Source organism: Kitasatospora sp. NPDC059795 (assembly GCF_042732175.1).
Taxonomy (GTDB): Bacteria; Actinomycetota; Actinomycetes; order Streptomycetales; family Streptomycetaceae; genus Kitasatospora.
Genome location: NZ_JBHWID010000010.1, coordinates 64,752 through 81,373 on the forward strand (window position 1 = coordinate 64,752; position 16,622 = coordinate 81,373).

At 69.9% G+C, this 16,622-nt stretch carries 15 protein-coding genes; 12 read left to right on the forward strand and 3 right to left on the reverse strand.

Annotated features, from left to right (window positions below):
• Positions 1 to 26: 26 nt before the first annotated feature.
• The 12 genes from rpsM (at position 27) to ACFV4P_RS21310 (ending at position 12,816) form a co-directional block, all read left to right on the forward strand.
• Entirely contained in the window at positions 27 to 407 is a 381-nt protein-coding gene (gene rpsM / locus ACFV4P_RS21255; RefSeq protein ID WP_380473271.1) for a 30S ribosomal protein S13, read from the forward strand.
• Between the two features lie 73 nt (positions 408 to 480).
• Entirely contained in the window at positions 481 to 888 is a 408-nt protein-coding gene (rpsK, locus tag ACFV4P_RS21260; RefSeq protein ID WP_030232513.1) for a 30S ribosomal protein S11, read from the forward strand.
• A gap of 133 nt (positions 889 to 1,021) precedes the next feature.
• Positions 1,022 to 2,044 carry a DNA-directed RNA polymerase subunit alpha gene (locus ACFV4P_RS21265; RefSeq protein WP_030457404.1) on the forward strand — a complete coding sequence of 341 codons (1,023 nt, stop codon included), beginning with the start codon at positions 1,022 to 1,024 and terminating at the stop codon, positions 2,042 to 2,044.
• Positions 2,045 to 2,168: 124 nt separating this feature from the next.
• A complete protein-coding gene (rplQ, locus tag ACFV4P_RS21270) occupies positions 2,169 to 2,639 on the forward strand; it encodes a 50S ribosomal protein L17 (protein WP_073807948.1) in 471 nt (156 codons plus the stop codon).
• Positions 2,640 to 2,730: 91 nt separating this feature from the next.
• A complete protein-coding gene (truA, locus tag ACFV4P_RS21275; protein ID WP_380473273.1) occupies positions 2,731 to 3,666 on the forward strand; it encodes a tRNA pseudouridine(38-40) synthase TruA in 936 nt (311 codons plus the stop codon).
• Between the two features lie 101 nt (positions 3,667 to 3,767).
• The gene (locus tag ACFV4P_RS21280) at positions 3,768 to 5,426 is read left to right on the forward strand and encodes an ABC-F family ATP-binding cassette domain-containing protein (protein ID WP_073807950.1); all 1,659 of its coding nucleotides are present in this window, start codon (positions 3,768 to 3,770) and stop codon (positions 5,424 to 5,426) included.
• 223 nt (positions 5,427 to 5,649) lie between these two features.
• On the forward strand, positions 5,650 to 6,093 hold the full coding sequence (gene rplM / locus ACFV4P_RS21285; protein WP_073807951.1) for a 50S ribosomal protein L13: 444 nt from the start codon (positions 5,650 to 5,652) through the stop codon (positions 6,091 to 6,093).
• 47 nt (positions 6,094 to 6,140) lie between these two features.
• Positions 6,141 to 6,647, forward strand: a complete 507-nt coding sequence (gene rpsI, locus ACFV4P_RS21290; protein WP_073807953.1) for a 30S ribosomal protein S9 — start codon at positions 6,141 to 6,143, stop codon at positions 6,645 to 6,647.
• Positions 6,648 to 6,784: 137 nt separating this feature from the next.
• Entirely contained in the window at positions 6,785 to 8,149 is a 1,365-nt protein-coding gene (gene glmM / locus ACFV4P_RS21295; protein WP_073807955.1) for a phosphoglucosamine mutase, read from the forward strand.
• Between the two features lie 126 nt (positions 8,150 to 8,275).
• The gene (locus ACFV4P_RS21300; protein ID WP_380473276.1) at positions 8,276 to 9,379 is read left to right on the forward strand and encodes a hypothetical protein; all 1,104 of its coding nucleotides are present in this window, start codon (positions 8,276 to 8,278) and stop codon (positions 9,377 to 9,379) included.
• A 19-nt stretch (positions 9,380 to 9,398) separates the two neighbouring features.
• A complete protein-coding gene (locus ACFV4P_RS21305) occupies positions 9,399 to 10,544 on the forward strand; it encodes a glycoside hydrolase family 26 protein (RefSeq protein ID WP_380473278.1) in 1,146 nt (381 codons plus the stop codon).
• A 136-nt stretch (positions 10,545 to 10,680) separates the two neighbouring features.
• Positions 10,681 to 12,816: an acyltransferase family protein gene (locus ACFV4P_RS21310; protein WP_380473280.1), complete on the forward strand. Its 2,136-nt coding sequence runs from the start codon at positions 10,681 to 10,683 to the stop codon at positions 12,814 to 12,816.
• 63 nt (positions 12,817 to 12,879) lie between these two features.
• Here ACFV4P_RS21310 and ACFV4P_RS21315 read toward each other — a convergent pair whose 3' ends face one another.
• The 3 genes from ACFV4P_RS21315 to coaA form a co-directional block, all read right to left on the reverse strand.
• Positions 12,880 to 14,073, reverse strand: a complete 1,194-nt coding sequence (locus ACFV4P_RS21315) for a glycoside hydrolase family 26 protein (RefSeq protein ID WP_380473282.1) — start codon at positions 14,071 to 14,073, stop codon at positions 12,880 to 12,882.
• Positions 14,066 to 15,385 (reverse strand): glycosyltransferase family 2 protein, encoded by a 1,320-nt coding sequence (locus ACFV4P_RS21320; protein WP_073807961.1) that lies wholly within the window; start codon positions 15,383 to 15,385, stop codon positions 14,066 to 14,068. Before ACFV4P_RS21320 ends, ACFV4P_RS21315 begins: the two co-directional genes overlap by 8 nt.
• A gap of 181 nt (positions 15,386 to 15,566) precedes the next feature.
• On the reverse strand, positions 15,567 to 16,559 hold the full coding sequence (gene coaA, locus ACFV4P_RS21325) for a type I pantothenate kinase (RefSeq protein WP_073807962.1): 993 nt from the start codon (positions 16,557 to 16,559) through the stop codon (positions 15,567 to 15,569).
• Positions 16,560 to 16,622: the final 63 nt, after the last annotated feature.

The window sequence follows — 16,622 nt, forward strand, 5'->3', positions numbered from 1 at the left end:
CCTCTGAAGAACCACAGGAGCCATGAATGGCACGCCTCGCCGGCGTTGATCTCCCCCGCGAAAAGCGGATCGAGATCGCCCTCACGTACGTCTACGGCATCGGCCGTACCCGCGCCCAGCTGACCCTGGCCGAGACCGGTGTGAGCCCGGACGTTCGCGTCCGCGACATCACCGAGGACGACCTGGTCAAGCTGCAGAAGTTCATCGACGCGAACTTCGAGGTCGAGGGTGACCTCCGCCGCGCCGTCGCCGCCGACATCCGCCGCAAGGTCGAGATCGGCTGCTACGAGGGCCTGCGTCACCGCCGTGGCCTGCCGGTCCGCGGTCAGCGCACCCACACCAACGCGCGTACCCGCAAGGGCCCGCGTCGCGCGATCGCCGGTAAGAAGAAGCCGGGCAAGAAGTAGTCCGTCCCGTCAACCGGACATCCCTCCGGCCCGCGGGATAGCGGACCGACCACCTCAGTAGGAGAACAGACTTATGCCCCCCAAGGGTCGTCAGGCTGCCGGCGCGAAGAAGATCCGCCGCAAGGAGAAGAAGAACGTCGCTCACGGGCACGCCCACATCAAGAGCACGTTCAACAACACCATCGTTTCGATCACCGACCCCGCGGGCAACGTGATCTCCTGGGCCTCCGCCGGCCACGTCGGTTTCAAGGGCTCGCGCAAGTCCACCCCGTTCGCCGCGCAGATGGCCGCCGAGGCCGCTGCCCGTCGCGCGCAGGAGCACGGCATGCGCAAGGTCGACGTCTTCGTCAAGGGTCCGGGCTCCGGCCGCGAGACCGCGATCCGTTCGCTCCAGGCCACCGGCCTGGAGGTCGGCTCGATCCAGGACGTCACCCCCACCCCGCACAACGGCTGCCGTCCGCCGAAGCGCCGCCGCGTTTGATTCGGCGCCTTCGGGCTCGCGGTAACCACCCGCTTTAAACCTCGTACGGGCTCTCGTTTTGCGCGGGAGCCCGTACGCTTGGTCCTGTCGGCATCAAATAGTGGGTGCCGAAGACAACTGGAGGATTTCCCCCATGCTTATCGCTCAGCGTCCGTCGCTGACCGAAGAGGTCGTCGACGAGTTCCGCTCGCGGTTCGTGATCGAGCCGCTGGAGCCGGGCTTCGGCTACACCCTCGGCAACTCGCTCCGCCGTACGCTCCTCTCCTCGATCCCGGGTGCCGCTGTCACCAGCATCCGCATCGACGGTGTCCTGCACGAGTTCACCACCGTGCCGGGCGTCAAGGAGGACGTCACCGACCTCATCCTGAACATCAAGCAGCTGGTCGTCTCCTCGGAGCACGACGAGCCGGTCGTGATGTACCTGCGCAAGCAGGGCCCGGGTGTGGTCACCGCCGCCGACATCGCGCCGCCGGCCGGTGTCGAGGTGCACAACCCCGAGCTGGTCCTCGCCACCCTGAACGGCAAGGGCAAGCTGGAGATGGAGCTGACCGTCGAGCGCGGTCGCGGCTACGTCTCCGCCGTGCAGAACAAGGCTTCCGGCCAGGAGATCGGCCGCATCCCGGTCGACTCGATCTACAGCCCCGTGCTGAAGGTCACCTACAAGGTCGAGGCCACCCGTGTCGAGCAGCGCACCGACTTCGACAAGCTGATCGTCGACGTCGAGACCAAGCCCGCCATGCGTCCCCGTGACGCGATGGCCTCGGCCGGCAAGACCCTGGTCGAGCTGTTCGGCCTGGCGCGCGAGCTCAACGTCGACGCCGAGGGCATCGACATGGGCCCGTCCCCGACGGACGCCGCCCTGGCCGCCGATCTGGCGCTGCCGATCGAGGAGCTGGAGCTCACCGTCCGCTCCTACAACTGCCTCAAGCGCGAGGGCATCCACACCGTGGGTGAGCTCGTTGCCCGCTCCGAGGCCGACCTGCTCGACATCCGCAACTTCGGTGCGAAGTCGATCGACGAGGTCAAGGCGAAGCTGGCCGGCATGGGCCTGGCCCTCAAGGACAGCCCGCCCGGATTCGACCCGACCGCTGCCGCCGACGCCTTCGGCGCCGACGACCTGGACGACCAGGGCTACGCGGAGACCGAGCAGTACTGAGTTTTGGCACCGGGGGCGGTCCCGAGCGGACCGCCCCCGGCACCATGAAAGTCGTACGGACACAGTGTCCGTACGCCCGCTGCGGTACCTGGTACGGCCGTAGTCGGAGATTCGAGGAGTAACCATGCCCCGTCCCACCAAGGGTGCCCGCCTCGGCGGCGGTCCGTCCCACGAGCCGCTGCTGCTGGCCGGCCTGGCCCGCGAGCTGTTCCAGTACGGCCGCATCACCACCACCGAGGCCAAGGCTCGTCGCCTGCGCCCGCTGGCGGAGAAGCTGATCACCAAGGCGAAGAAGGGCGACATCCACAACCGTCGCCTGGTGCGCAAGACCATCACCGACGTGTCGGTGCTGCACACCCTCTTCACCGAGATCGCCCCGCGGTTCGAGAACCGCCCCGGCGGTTACACCCGTATCACCAAGATCGGCGGCCGCCGTGGCGACAACGCGCCGATGGCCGTGATCGAGCTGGTCGAGGGCGAGATCGCCACCAAGGCGACCGTCGCCGAGGCCGAGGCCGCTGCCAAGCGCGCCGTCAAGGAGGCCGAGCAGGCCGCCGAGACCAAGGCCGACGAGGCCGAGACCACCGAGGCCTGAGCCTCGTAGGTCCGTGACCGGGCCCGCCCTCCCGTCCCTCGGGAGAGCGGGCCCGTTCGCATCTCAGCTGGGAGACAGGGGAGTTGGAGTGGTGAACGACTGCGCGGAGCGGCCGCCGGTGAAGGACGGCCCGGCCGACGGGCACACCCGGATCAGGCTGGATCTGGCGTACCACGGCGCGGAGTTCTCCGGCTGGGCCCGGCAGCGCGGGCGGCGCACCGTGCAGGGCGAGCTGGAGGACGCGCTGCGGATCGTGACCCGGAGCGAGGAGAACTTCCCGCTGACGGTGGCCGGCCGCACCGACGCCGGCGTGCACGCGCGCGGGCAGGTCGCGCACGTCGACCTGCCGGACGAACTGTGGGCGCAGCACGGCGAGAAGCTGCTGCGCCGGCTGGCCGGGCGACTGCCCGCGGACGTCCGGGTGTACCGGGTGGCCGAGGCGCCGCACGGGTTCGACGCGCGGTTCGCGGCGATCTGGCGGCGCTACGCGTACCGGGTCGCCGACCACCAGGGCGGCGTCGACCCGATGCTGCGCGGGCACGTGCTGTGGCACGACCGGCCGCTCGACCTGGAGAGGATGAACGCCGCCGCGAAGCTGCTGGTGGGGGAGCACGACTTCGCCGCGTACTGCAAGAAGCGCGAGGGCGCGACCACCATCCGCACCCTGCTGGAGGTGCACTGGGACCGGGTGCCGATCGACCCGTACGCGGCCCAGGAGGGCTCGCTGGCGGTGGCGACGGTGCGGGCGGACGCGTTCTGCCACAACATGGTGCGGTCGCTGGTCGGCGCGATGCTGCTGGTCGGCGACGGGCACCGGCCGGTGGAGTTCCCGGGCGAGGTGCTGGCGGGCGGCGTGCGGAACTCGGCGGTCAACGTGATCCGGCCGCACGGGCTGACGCTGGAGGAGGTCGGTTACCCGGAGGACGCGCTGCTCGCGGAGCGGAACCGGGTCTCGCGGCGGCTGCGGACGTTGGGGGACGGCGCCGCCGAGGGGGCCGCCGGCTCGGTGCCGGGCGGATCCGACTGAGCTGGTTTCCCGCCGGTTCGCCGGGGGTGCTCGGGCGGGTGGGCAGGGGCGGCGGGTAATCCGTTTTGTCGGTCGGCGAGCCCTTGGCACAATCCAGAAGCATGGGACATGTCGAGATCTCGCACCTGGAGTACTACCTGCCGGACGGGCGGGTGCTGTTCGACGACGCGTCCTTCCGCGTCGGTGAGGGCGCGGCCGTCGCGCTGGTCGGCGCGAACGGCGCGGGGAAGACCACGCTGCTGCGCATGATCGCGGGGGACGTGCAGCCGCACGGCGGTTCGGTGACGGTGAGCGGCGGGCTGGGCGTGATGCGCCAGTTCGTCGGCACCACGGGCCGGGAGGACGCGAAGGGCACCCCGGGCGCGTTGGCCGCCGACGCCTCGGTGCGGGACCTGCTGGTCTCCGTCGCGCCGAAGCGGATCGCCGACGCCGCGCGCACGGTGGACGCCGCCGAGCTGGCGATGATCGCGCAGGACGACGAGAAGTCGCAGATGGCGTACGCGCAGGCGCTCTCCGACTGGGCGGACGCCGGCGGCTACGAGTACGAGGCCGACTGGGACGTCTGCACGACGGCGGCGCTCGGCATGCCGTTCGAGCGGGCGCAGTGGCGGGGCCTGAACACGCTGTCCGGCGGCGAGCAGAAGCGGCTGGTGCTGGAGGCGCTGCTGCGCGGTCCGGACGAGGTGCTGCTGCTGGACGAGCCGGACAACTACCTGGACGTGCCGGGCAAGCGCTGGCTGGAGGAGGCCATCCGGGCCACCGGCAAGACGGTGCTGTACATCTCGCACGACCGTGAGCTGCTCTCCCGTACCGCCGAGAAGATCATCGCAGTGGAGTCCGGCGCGGCCGGCTCCAGCGTCTGGGTGCACGGTGGCGGCTTCGACACCTTCCACGAGGCGCGCAAGGCCCGCTTCGAGCGCTTCGAGGAGCTGCGCCGTCGCTGGGACGAGGAGCACGCCAAGCTGAAGAAGCTGGTGCTCACGCTGCGGCAGGCGGCGGCGGTCAGCCACGAGATGGCGTCCCGGTACGCGGCCGCGCAGACCAGGCTGAAGAAGTTCGAGGACGCCGGCCCGCCGGAGGCCCCGCCGCGCGAGCAGTCGATCAGCATGCGGCTGAAGGGCGGGCGTACCGGCGTGCGGGCGTTCACCATGCAGGGCCTGGAGCTGAAGGGCCTGATGAAGCCGTTCGACCTGGAGGTCTTCTACGGCGAGCGGGTCGGGGTGCTGGGCTCGAACGGCTCCGGCAAGTCGCACTTCCTGCGGCTGCTGGCCGGCGACGAGTCGGTGCAGCACGGCGGCACCTGGAAGCTCGGCGCCCGGGTGGTGCCGGGGCACTTCCGGCAGACCCACGCCCATCCGGAGCTGCTGGGCCGGACGGTGCGGTCGATCGTCGAGGAGGAGCACGCGCTGTCCCGGGGCGCCGCGATGTCGGCGCTGCGCCGGTACGAGCTGGACCGGCAGGAGGAGCAGAAGTTCGAGTCGCTGTCCGGTGGGCAGCAGGCCCGGCTGATGATCCTCAAGCTGGAGCTGTCCGGTGTGACGGCGCTGCTGCTGGACGAGCCGACCGACAACCTGGACCTGGAGAGCGCGGAGGCGCTGCAGCAGGGCCTGGAGGCGTTCGACGGCACGGTGCTGTGCGTGACGCACGACCGCTGGTTCGCGCGGACCTTCGACCGCTTCCTGGTGTTCGGCTCGGACGGCCGGGTGTACGAGTCGCCGGAGCCGGTCTGGGACGAGGCCCGGGTGGCCCGCGACCGCTGACCTCGCCGGGCCGGTTTGGAGTCAGCGCCCCCGGCCCGGTATTGTTGGCTGCTGTTGTGCGTATTGGCTCGCTCTATCTCACGTGAGAGGTCGGTACGCCGGAGACACCACAGGCCGAACTCCAGCGGCCAACGCCCGAATTGCGTCCGGGACGGTCGGCTGGAGGCCCCAGGTCTGTGTGCTCCTGTCAGGACCCACTCACTGAAAAGCGAAGGCTACGACCGTGCGTACGTACAGCCCCAAGCCCGGCGACGTCCAGCGTCAGTGGCACGTCATCGACGCGACCGACGTCGTGCTCGGCCGCCTGGCCTCCCAGGCCGCCAACCTCCTGCGGGGCAAGCACAAGGCGATCTACGCGCCGCACGTTGACACTGGTGACTTCGTCATCATCATCAACGCCGACAAGGTGCACCTCTCGGGCAACAAGAAGACCCAGAAGCTCGCCTACCGTCACAGCGGCTTCCCGGGCGGTCTCCGCTCGGTCCGTTACGACGACCTGCTGGCGAACAACCCGGAGAAGGCCGTCGAGAAGGCCATCAAGGGCATGGTTCCGAAGAACACCCTCGGCCGCCAGATGCTCTCGAAGCTGAAGGTCTACTCGGGCGACCAGCACCCGCACGCTGCGCAGCAGCCGGTGCCGTTCGAGATCTCCCAGGTCGCGCAGTAATTCCGGCCACCCACACCCCAACTGACGTAGAAGAGCTGAGGAACACCGTGGCCGAGACTGCCATCGAGAGCACCCTCGAGGTCGAATTCGACGACGAGAACGTCGACGAGTACACCTCCGAGTCCGAGTACACCACCGAGTCGCTGGCCGGCCGCTTCGGCGAAGCCGTCCCCGGCGCCGGCCTCGGCCGCCGCAAGGAGGCGATCGCCCGCGTGCGCATCGTCCCCGGCACCGGCGTGTGGAAGATCAACGGTCGCACCCTGGAGAACTACTTCCCCAACAAGGTGCACCAGCAGACCGTGAACGAGCCCTTCAAGCTCCTGGAGCTGGACGGCCGTTACGACGTCATCGCCCGCATCTCGGGTGGCGGCGTCTCCGGTCAGGCCTACGCGCTGCGCCTCGGCGTTGCCCGTGCGCTGAACGAGGCGGACGTGGACAACAACCGCGGCCCGCTGAAGAAGGCCGGCTTCCTGACCCGTGACGCCCGCGCCGTCGAGCGCAAGAAGGCCGGTCTGAAGAAGGCCCGCAAGGCGCCGCAGTACAGCAAGCGCTAATCGCACCCTGCATGCGATCCTCGCCCCGGAGCACACTTCGTGCTCCGGGGCGTTGTGCCTCCCGGACTCGTGCGGGGTCCGCGGGGGCTGGTACCAACCGAGCCGACAGGCGCTGACAGGACGGGACGAACGCGAACATGGCACGACTCTTCGGTACGGACGGGGTGCGCGGGGTGGCCAACGTGGGCCTCACTGCGGAACTGGCGCTCGGCCTGTCAGTGGCCGCCGCCCATGTGCTCGGGGACGCGAACGCGTTCGAGGGGCACCGGCCGGTCGCCGTGGTCGGCCGTGACCCCCGTGCGTCCGGAGAGTTCCTGGAGGCCGCGGTGATCGCCGGCCTGGCCAGCGCCGGCGTGGACGTGCTGCGGGTCGGCGTGCTGCCCACCCCGGCGGTGGCGTACCTGACCGGCGCGCTCGGCGCGGACTTCGGCGTGATGCTGTCCGCCAGCCACAACGCGATGCCGGACAACGGCATCAAGTTCCTCGCCCGCGGCGGCCACAAGCTGGACGACGCGATCGAGGACGCGATCGAGGCGCACTACCGCCGCTACGGCGTCGGCGACGAGACCTGGGCGCGGCCGACCGGCGCCGCGGTGGGCCGGGTCCGCAGCTACAACGAGGGCTTCGACCGGTACGTGGCGCACCTGGTCGCGGTGCTGCCGAACCGGCTGGACGGCGTGAAGGTCGTCATCGACGGCGCGCACGGCGCGGCCGCCCGGGTCGCCCCGGAGGCGTTCGCCCGGGCCGGCGCCGAGGTGGTGTACACCCTGGGCACCGAGCCGACCGGCCTGAACATCAACGACGGTGTCGGCTCCACCCACCTGGACAAGCTGCGCGTCGCGATGCAGGAGCACAAGGCCGACCTGGGCATCGCCCTGGACGGCGACGCGGACCGCTGCCTGGCCGCCGACGCCGAGGGCAACGAGGTCGACGGCGACCAGATCCTGGCGATCCTCGCGGTGGCCATGAAGGAAGCGGGCACGCTGCGCCGCAACACCGCGGTGGCGACCGTGATGTCGAACCTCGGCTTCAAGCTGGCGATGGAGCGCGAGGGCATCGAGCTGGTGCAGACCGCGGTCGGCGACCGGTACGTGCTGGAGGAGATGAAGCAGCACGGCTTCGCGCTCGGCGGCGAGCAGTCCGGCCACGTGATCCTGCTCGACCACGCCACGACCGGCGACGGCACCCTGACCGGCCTGATGCTCGGCGCCCGGCTGGCCGCCACCAAGCAGCCGCTGGCCGACCTCGCCACCGTGATGACCCGGCTGCCGCAGGTGCTGATCAACGTCAAGGGCGTCGACAAGGACCGGGTCGAGTCCTGCGCCGAACTGCAGGCCGCGGTCGCCGGGGCGGAGGCCGAACTCGGCACCACCGGGCGGGTGCTGCTGCGCAAGTCGGGCACCGAGCCGCTGGTCAGGGTGATGGTCGAGGCGGTCGGCCACGAGCAGGCCCAGGAGGTCTGCGAGCGCCTTGCCGAATCGGTTCGCCTGCACCTGGGCTGACGGTTCGTCGACTCCGGCTTTGATGTCGGATCAACAACGCTTTACCCGTGCCCCGGACAGGCTGTCGAGGCACGGAGCACTACCGATAGCATGCGGGACTGTGATCGAAGCGTGGAGGGGGCGTTGATGTCCGAGGATCAGCCGCAGCCGCAGCCGCCGGCATCGGGGCCGGGGGTCCCGCCGCAGCAGGGCATGCCGGGAGCGCAGGGCGCGCCGCAGCCCGCGTACGGCTACCCGCAGCAGGCGCCGCCGCCCGGTTACCCGCAGCCGCAGCAGGCGCCGCCGCCGGGTTACCCGCAGCAGCCGGGGCCGGGCTACCCGCCCCCGCAGGGCGGCGGGTACGCCTACCCGCCGCCGTCGCCGCAGGCGTACGGCCAGGGCCACCAGATGCCCGGCCAGCAGCCGTTCGAGGGCCGCTACGGCGCCTCGACGTTCCAGGGTGACGCGGAGGCGCCGGACTGGTCGGCGATGGCCAGCCAGCACGAGGACGAGCGGCGCAAGCGCAAGCGCAACATGGTGGTGCTCAGCGCGGTGGGCGGCCTGCTGGTGGTCGGCGGCATCGTCGCCGGCGCGGTGCTGCTCACCTCGCAGGACAAGCCGGCCGACCCGATCGTGGCCGGCCCGTCCGCGAGCACCTCGGGGTCGGCGTCGCCGTCGGCGTCGAGCTCCTCCTCGGCCAACGGCGGGAAGCCGACGACCGCCGAGGGCGCGCTCAGCAAGGGCTCCACCGACAAGGCGCCGATCTCGCTGGACGCGCTGTTCCCGAACAACACCCTGACCGTCGACGGCCAGGTGCTGACCAAGGTCGCGACCGAGCACGGCGACCAGTGCGCGTCCGGCACCGTCAACGGCCTGGGCAAGGTGCTGGAAGCGCAGAACTGCAAGGACATCTACCTGGCGACCTACCAGTCCGACAAGGCGGCGGTGACGGTCGGCGTCGTGGTGTTCGACTCGAAGAACGCGGCCGACACGGCGCAGGCCAAGGTGGTCGGCAACATCAAGCCGCTGCGGTCCGACAAGGGTCCGCGGTTCTGCCCGGACCTGAGCCAGTGCGCGTTCTCGAACAAGGCCTTCGGCCGGTACATGGTCTTCACCACGGCGGGCAACGCCGACATGTCCCCGGTGACCGACGGCACTCCCGCGACCAAGTCGGCCGCGGCGGGTGTGTCGAAGCAGGCACTGGACGACCTGAAGGCCCGTGGCCAGGCCGCCCTGACGAATGCCGGGTAGCCGCCCGGGGAGTGACCGCATGCTGCCGCACCGGCCGTGGCCGGTGCGGCTGCATGCGTTTCTGATAGCCCGGCTGTGGCGGAACTTCCCGCCGCTGGGCCGGGTGGCCCTGGCGGTCGTCCTGGTGCTGGGCTGCACCGCGCTGCTGCTGAACAACGGCTCGCCGGGCGGGGCGTCCGCGTCCACCACCGCGTCCGCCGACCCGACCGGCCCGGGCGGCGCGGGTACGCCGTCCCAGGACTCCTCCGACGCGCCGTCGGAGCAGCCCGGCACCCGGGCTCGGCGGGATCAACTGCTCAGCCCGCAGGGGAAGTTGTTCGGGATAGCCACGCCGAGCGCGCCGGACGCCGAGGAGGCCGCGGACCTGGCGCAGACGGTGGGGGTGCGGCCGACCGTCCAGGAGTACTTCCTGAAGTGGAACCAGGACTTCGACGAGGCCGCGTTCGACGAGGCGTACCGGCTCGGCGGGGTGCCGCTGCTCACCTGGGAGCCGTGGGCCGGCGGTGACAAGGCGGTCGACCAGCCGCAGTTCGCGTTGCGGAAGATCGCCTCGGGGGAGCTCGACGACTACATCAAGCGCTTCGCCAAGGCCGTGAAGAAGACCGGCCGCCCGGTGGTGCTGCGCTTCGCGCACGAGATGAACGAGCCCTGGTACACGTGGTCGGAGGACCGCAACGGCAATCGGCGGGGCGACTACATCGCGGCCTGGCGGCACGTCCACGACGTGTTCGAGTGGCAGGAGGTCACCAATGTGATCTGGTTCTGGTGCCCGGACCTGCAGAGCCCCGACAAGTCCCCGCTGTCGCGCTACTTCCCGGGTGACGACTACGTCGACTGGATCGGGACGGAGGCGTACAGCACGGGCGGCGAGACCACCGCCGAACAGCTGCTGGGCCCCACCTACCGGGAGTTGACGGCGCTGTCGGACAAGCCGCTGTTCATCGGCGAGGCCGGGGTGCGGCCGTCGGGCGTCAAGGCGACGTTGATCAAGGACTTCTTCTCCTGGGTGTCGGCGCACCCGCGGGTCATCGGGTTCGTCTGGTTCCAGTTCTCCGACACCGACGGCTCCCGCTACGACTGGCGGTTCACCACCTCGGCGGACGCGCAGCAGGCCTTCCGCCAGGGCGTGTCCTCGCTGCAACTGGTTCCGGGGCCGATGCGCTGACGGGTCGTGGGGCGGCCGGGATACGCGTCGTGCACGGCGCACCCATATGATCTGGACCCAATCGGTCGTCAGTGGAGTGCTTTCGGCGGCTCGGCGAAGTGCTTCGTTCGAGAACCGGGGGAAAGAAAGAGGGTTCATGAGCAGTCACCACCAGCCCGGCCGTGGGGACCTCGCGACGGCGACACGGGAGGCACCTGCCCCGGGCGGGGGGCGAAGAGCGTCCAGGCGCAAGGAACGCGGGAGCAGCGCGTTCCGCCCGGACATCGAGGGTCTGCGGGCCGTCGCGGTGCTCCTGGTGCTGGCTTTCCACGCGGCGCCGAAGCTGCTGCCGGGCGGTTTTGTCGGAGTCGACGTCTTCTTCGTCATCTCCGGATTCCTCATCACCTCGCTGCTGGTGCACGAGATAGACAAGAACGGGCGCCTCTCGCTGGCCGGGTTCTACGCCCGCCGGGCGAAGCGGCTGCTGCCCGCCGCCTGCCTCGCCCTGCTGGCGGCGGCGGGGCTCACCTACGTCTTCCTGCCGATCACGCAGCGCTCCGTCTTCGGCGGCGACATCCTGGCCGCGGCGCTGTACTTCGTGAACTGGCGGCTGGCGGACCGTTCGGTCGACTACCTGGCCGCGGACGTCATGCCCTCGCCCGTCCAGCACTTCTGGTCGCTGGCGGTGGAGGAGCAGTTCTACCTGGTCTGGCCGGTGCTGATCGTGCTGGCGCTGTGGATCGCCCCGAAGATCCGGGTCGCGCTGCCCCGGCTGCTGGCCGTCGTGATCTCGCTGGTGGCGGCGGTCTCGCTGTTCTACTCGGTGGTCCACACCGCGAACTCGCCGGAGGCGGCGTTCTTCGTCACCCCGACCCGCTTCTGGGAGCTGGCCGTCGGCGCGATCGTCGCGCTGGCCCTGCCGCACCTGGACGTGTTCCTGGGCGGCACCCGCGCGGTGATCAGCACGCTCGGCGTGCTGATGATCCTGGGCGGCGGGTACTTCATCGACGGCACCTTCGCCTGGCCCGGCTACTGGGCGCTGCTGCCGACGCTGGGCGCGGCCGCCGTGCTGGCCGGCGGGGTCGGCGGTCCGGCGGGCGCCGGGCGGCTGCTGGCCCTCAAGCCGCTGGTGTGGGTCGGCGGGATCAGCTACTCGCTGTACCTGTGGCACTGGCCGCTGCTGGTCGCCGCGCAGGCCGAGTGGGGCACCGGGACGAAGGTCGGCGTCGCCGCGGTGGCGGTGTCCGTCGTCCCGGCGTGGCTGTCGCACAAGCTGGTCGAGAACCCGATCCGGTTCTCCACGGCGTTCGCGCGGCCGTTCAAGGCGGCCTGGGCGGTCGGTCTGCCGTTCACCGCGGTCGCCGTCGCCTGCGGCGTGCTGCTGGCCTTCATCGGCGCGGGCTCCGACGACAAGGGCGGCCCGGTGGCCGGCGCCGCGATGCTGAACGGGATGAACTCCCAGCAGCAGGGCGACCTGTGGAAGACCAACCGGTACCCGACCGTCCGGCCCGACCCGCTGAAGGCGCTCGCGGACATCCCGGAGGCCTATCCGAAGAAGTGCCAGGCCAACCAGGACACCCCCAACGTGGCCAGCTGCGACTTCGGCGACACCTCGGCCCCGACGGTGGTCGTGATGGCCGGCGACTCGAAGATGCTGCAGTGGGAGCCGGCCCTCGACGCCATCGGCAAGGAACACGGCATCCACATCGTCACCGTGACCAAGTCCAGCTGCGCGTTCTCCGACAGCGTCACGGTGCTGAACGACCGCGCGTACAAGAGCTGCGCGGACTGGAACAAGAACGCGATGGCCAAGATCCTTGAGCTGCACCCGGCGATGGTGCTGACCTCGCAGAACTCGGCCCGCGCGCTGTCCGACCCGGCGGGCGCCGGCGAGGGCGAGATCCCGCCGATGCGGGACGGCATGGAGCGCCACTGGACCACGCTGCAGAAGGCCGGCATCCCGGTGACGGTGGTGCTGAACAACGTCAACGGCGTGCCCTCGCCGGTCTACGAGTGCGTGGCCAAGAACAGGTCGAAGCTCTCCACGTGCGCGTTCGACTCGAACTACGAGACCGCGGACCTGCAGACCGAACTGGCCAAGAAGCTCAACCTGGGCGTCATCGACCTCAACCCGATGATCTGCCCGGGCGGCAAGTGCCCGGCGGTGATCGGCTCGGCCCTGGTCTACCGCGACGGCTCGCACATCACCGCGACCTACGTGAAGACCCTGGTCCCGGCCCTCCAGGACCAGCTGAAGCGGGAGTTCGAGCGCAACAAGCTCACCTGGAAGTAGCAGGCGGCGGTACGCGAACGGGCCCGGAGGCGATGTCCTCCGGGCCCGTTCGGCGTTGCTGCGTCAGTGCGGCAGTCCGTCGGCGAGTTTGACGGTGGCGATGCCCTTGGAGAACGCCTGCAGCGACTCCGGGGTCTCCTCGAACCGCCAGTCCGTCTGGGCCCCGTGGTCGGTGTCGCGTTCGAACCAGATGAAGCCGAGCAGGTCCGACTGCTGGTTGAGCCAGTCGAAGAAGTCGGTGGTCCACTTCACCTTGAGCGTCGAGTTGGGCTCGCGGCCGGTCTCGGTGATGAGTATCGGCTTCTTGGTCATCCGACGGACGATGTCGAGGGTCGGTCCGAAGGTGTCGGCGGCGGTGGCCTCGTTCTTGGTGCCGTAGCCGGTCAGGCCGACCCAGTCCACGTAGTCGTCACCGGGGTAGAGCGGCGGCAGCTCGACCTTCGGCACCGGGCGGACGATGTTGGCGCTCCATATCCAGATCGCGTTGTCCGCCCCGGCCTCCTTGAAGAGGTCGTGGATGTGCTTCCAGGCCTGGACGTACTCGCCCTTCTGGTTGCCGTTCACGCCCTCCGACCAGGGGTACCAGACGCCGTTCATCTCGTGCGCGAAGCGGATCGCCACCGGCCACTTCTGGGCGGCCACGCCGTGGGCGAAACGCCGGATGTAGTCGTCGTGGGCGCCCGAGACGATGGTCGACAGCGCGAAGGTCGGCTGGTCGGTGTGCCCGCCGTCCTCGCCGTCCCAGGGCTCCCAGGACAGCACCGGCAGGGTGCCGTGCGCGTACGCGCGGGAGACCGCCTTGGGGTCGAACTCGGAGGTCCAGCGCACGAAGTACTCGGTCATGGTGGGCCGGACACCGGTCTTGTCGGCGATCGAGTCGAGCTCGCCGGAGGACCACGGCGCCTCGGGCGTCGCCACGCCGAAGTACTTGCCGTTCGGGGTGTCGAAGATCGACTTGTCCGGCACCGCGGGCGGCGCGGGGTTGATCAGCTGCTTGATCCCGGGCGCGCCGACCGGATGCCCCAGGCCCGCGTACCGGGGGCCCTTGCTGTCCAGGTTGAGCGCCGCCATGACACCCCAGCAGAGGGCGCCCAGCAGCAGCACGTTGACGGTCATCCAGACCCGCAGCCGGATGCCGCTGCCGCGCGACCACCAGTGCATCTTCTTGCGGCGGCGGGCGGCCTTCGGCTCGGCCTCGGGCGGCCCGGCCTGCTTGGGGACCGACGTGGATCTCGTCTCGGACGCCGTCTCAGACACTCATCATCACCGACCCGATCAACATGGCGCTGCCCAGCAGATAGGGAATGACCACCTTGGCACTGCGGACCTTCTCGCCCGCGAAACTGTCCTTGCGGGTGCCCCAGGAGGCGTTGTGGCCCATCCGGAAGAACCCCAGCAGCCGGACCGGCAGCAGGATGAACGTGTTGATGACCATGAACACCGGAAGGAACACCAAGTCCTGCGCCCGGTAGGCGAAGTGACGCCCGAACCGGACTGCCAGCGACAGTACCGACATCACCGCGGCGAGCACCAGGATCGTGCTGATGGCCTTCCAGTGGACGGCCGGCAGCGGCAGCTCCATGTACAGGCTGGGGCCGGTGTGCCGCCACAGCGCCCTGCCCCAGGAGGCGAAGGAGCCCAGCAGGACGAACGGCACCAGGATGTCCACCAGGTAGAACAGCGCGAGCATCTTCGCCCGGCGCAGCATCCACGGCAGCATCCGCAGCGTGTTGTACTGCGAGCCGCGGGCCCAGCGGTACTGCTGCTTGGTCAGCTTGCCCAGCTTCAGCGGGGCGTCGGTGTAGACCAGCGACGTGGACTGGTAGACCGTCCGGTAGCCCTGCTTGAGGGTGTAGTTGGTCAGCGTGCGGTCGTCGCTGACCTCCAGGAAGACCCCGAGGAACTTCTCCGAGAGGAAGTCCTCCATGCACTCCAGCAGGATCTTCCGGCGGAACGCGATGGTCCGGCCGGGCAGGCAGCCGACCGTGCCGAGGACGCTCATCGCGGGCAGCGAGTACTGGCAGCGGACGCTCTCCAGCCAGTCCGCCCAGCGGGTGAGCACCGACCGGCCGGGCTCCAGGATGCGCTGGCGGGTCGTCACGCCGCCGACCGTCTCGTCGCGGAACGGCTTGACCAGCTCGGACAGCGTGGAGGGCGTCCACACGGTGTCGGAGTCGACCAGCACCGTGATGTCGCCGGTGCAGGCCTCCAGACCGACCTTCAGGGCGTTGCGCTTGCCCGGGGTCTCGGTCCACAGCCAGTAGACGCCGAGCTGGTCGCAGACCTGCTCCAGCGTCTCGTTGCGCTTGCCGTTGATGACCACCACCATCTCGGTGGGCTGCTGGTCGATGATCCGGTCGAGCACCGAGTGGAAGAGGTCCGCGGGCTCGTCCACCACCGGGATGATCACGGAGGTGGTGCCGGAGTACGGGCGCTTCCACGGCCGGTAGCGGCGGGCCAGGGCGAGTCGGACGAACCACAGGATCCACACGCCGCTCATGAAGACGGCGAACGGGTAGACGGCGCCGACAGTCCACCATTGGCGGAGCTGGAGCAGGAAAGCGAGCATGGCCCCCGAAACCGTCTCGTGTCGCGTGCGTGCGGACGTAGTCAAGTGAGCACACTTGAACCAGGCCGTCCTGATGATAGACGGCCCGGCAAGGTGTTATTCACGGCGAAAAAGGGCACACCGGTCGCGTCTGAGACCGGCGTCACTCCAATCGCAACCGGTTCGTGACGCCGAACGGGTGTCAGAGCTTACGCAGCAGAGCCCGTCGTACCTTGTGGTCCGCGCCCTTCTGGAGGATGAGCGTGGCCCGGCCGCGGGTGGGCAGCACATTCTCCAGCAGGTTGGGCCGATTGATGGTCCGCCAGACCTGACGGCCGTAGTCCATCGCCTCCTCCTCGGGCACCTCGGTGAAGCGCCGGAAGTAGGAGTTCGGGTCCTGGAAGGCGGTCTCGCGCAGCTTGCGGAACCGGTCCAGGTACCAGGCCTCGATGTCGTCGGTGCGGGCGTCGACGTAGATCGAGAAGTCGAAGTAGTCGGCGACCGCCATCCTGGTCCGCCCGTCCGTGCCGGGCAGGGCCGGCTGGAGCACGTTCAGACCCTCCACGATCAGGATGTCGGGACGCTCCACCACCAACTGCTCGTCCGGCACGATGTCGTACACCAGGTGCGAGTAGACCGGCGCGGTGACCCGCTCCTTGCCGGCCTTCACGTCCGCGACGAAACGCATCAGCGCCCGCCGGTCGTACGACTCCGGGAAGCCCTTGCGGGCCATCAGGCCGCGCCGGCGCAGCTCCGCGTTGGGCAGCAGGAACCCGTCGGTGGTGACCAGTTCCACCCGCGGGTGCTCCGGCCAGCGGGCGAGCAGCGCCTTCAGCAGCCGGGCCGTGGTGGACTTGCCGACCGCCACCGACCCGGCCACGCCGATGATGAACGGGGTCCGCACCCGCTCGGTGTCGGGCGTGTCGAGGAAGGTGCCCAGCGCGCCGCGCAGCTCGTGCGTGGCGTGGATGTACAGGTTCAGCAGGCGCGACAGCGGCAGGTAGACGTCGCGGACCTCGTCCAGATCCAGCGCGGTACCGAGGCCGCGCAGGCGCTCGACCTCGTCGGCGGTGAGCGGCAACGGGGTGCGTTCGCGCAGCGCGCTCCACTCGGCGCGGTCCAGATCCACGTACGGGGAGGGGGTGGGCGCGGCGGGTACGCCCCTCGTACAGAGTTCGGTCAGCACAGCATCCATTGTGGGCCGTGTCCGGGCCGTCGGGTGCTGTGGTGTCGGTCACCCGGTGTGGTCATCCGACCC

Bases quoted from the DNA above. Each gene is read 5' to 3' on its own strand.
- rpsK (WP_030232513.1), top strand. From the start codon at position 481: ATGCCCCCCAAGGGTCGTCAGGCTGCCGGCGCGAAGAAGATCCGCCGC.
- rpsM (WP_380473271.1), top strand. From the start codon at position 27: ATGGCACGCCTCGCCGGCGTTGATCTCCCCCGCGAAAAGCGGATCGAG.
- ACFV4P_RS21300 (WP_380473276.1), top strand. From the start codon at position 8,276: ATGTCCGAGGATCAGCCGCAGCCGCAGCCGCCGGCATCGGGGCCGGGG.
- ACFV4P_RS21310 (WP_380473280.1), top strand. From the start codon at position 10,681: ATGAGCAGTCACCACCAGCCCGGCCGTGGGGACCTCGCGACGGCGACA.
- ACFV4P_RS21320 (WP_073807961.1), bottom strand. From the start codon at position 15,385: ATGCTCGCTTTCCTGCTCCAGCTCCGCCAATGGTGGACTGTCGGCGCC.
- coaA (WP_073807962.1), bottom strand. From the start codon at position 16,559: ATGGATGCTGTGCTGACCGAACTCTGTACGAGGGGCGTACCCGCCGCG.
- ACFV4P_RS21305 (WP_380473278.1), top strand. From the start codon at position 9,399: ATGCTGCCGCACCGGCCGTGGCCGGTGCGGCTGCATGCGTTTCTGATA.
- rplQ (WP_073807948.1), top strand. From the start codon at position 2,169: ATGCCCCGTCCCACCAAGGGTGCCCGCCTCGGCGGCGGTCCGTCCCAC.
- ACFV4P_RS21280 (WP_073807950.1), top strand. From the start codon at position 3,768: ATGGGACATGTCGAGATCTCGCACCTGGAGTACTACCTGCCGGACGGG.
- glmM (WP_073807955.1), top strand. From the start codon at position 6,785: ATGGCACGACTCTTCGGTACGGACGGGGTGCGCGGGGTGGCCAACGTG.
- ACFV4P_RS21265 (WP_030457404.1), top strand. From the start codon at position 1,022: ATGCTTATCGCTCAGCGTCCGTCGCTGACCGAAGAGGTCGTCGACGAG.